The organism is Lysinibacillus sp. CNPSo 3705 (assembly GCF_028674935.1).
Lineage (GTDB): Bacteria > Bacillota > Bacilli > Bacillales_A > Planococcaceae > Lysinibacillus.
In genome coordinates this window covers 1-600 of the sequence record NZ_JAQZSD010000184.1, presented here as the reverse complement: position 1 = coordinate 600, position 600 = coordinate 1, and the positions used below count along the sequence as shown (strand labels likewise).

1 protein-coding gene is annotated in these 600 nt (G+C 28.0%); it reads left to right on the top strand.

Annotation, left to right across the window (positions count from 1 at the left end; translation table 11 throughout):
• Positions 1 to 134: 134 nt before the first annotated feature.
• Positions 135 to 600, top strand: a 466-nt coding sequence (locus tag PVA17_RS24925) for an AAA family ATPase (RefSeq protein ID WP_274069368.1), incomplete at its 3' end; no start/stop codon positions are given.

The window sequence follows — 600 nt, the reverse complement described above, 5'->3', positions numbered from 1 at the left end:
TACTAAAATAATATTTGAATGAGTAGTAATGATTTTATTCATTGATATCTCCCCTTTTAGTTGGATGAAAGTATTATATAATATAAATACTGGTAAATTTGAATAGGTGAAAATATATATAGGGAGTTGCAAATATGGAATTTAAGAGTATTGAAATCAAACATTTTAGAGGATTTGAACATATTAATGTAGATTTAACCAATCAAAATGTAATATTTGGATTAAATGATATAGGTAAGAGTAATTTTTTGGCGGCAATTCGTTTTGTTTTAGATAGAGAGGTAAGAAAGAACAGATTATTAGAAAGTGATTTTTATATGAGAGACACAAGTGAAGATGTTGAAATTACATTGTGTTTAGGAATAGAAGATTTTGAGACAAGTGATGATTCAAAACTGTTGGTTTCTCGAATGAAGGGTGCAAGAGACTCAAGTGAATTAAATAGGATATACATAAAATTAGTTAGTAAATACGAAGTAGAGAATGAATATGGTGGGACAACACTATATTGGGGGAATAAATTAGATAGTTTGGAAGAAATACCTATTAAGAATGACACGTCTGAAATTGACAGAGTATTCAACGTTATCTATATAGATC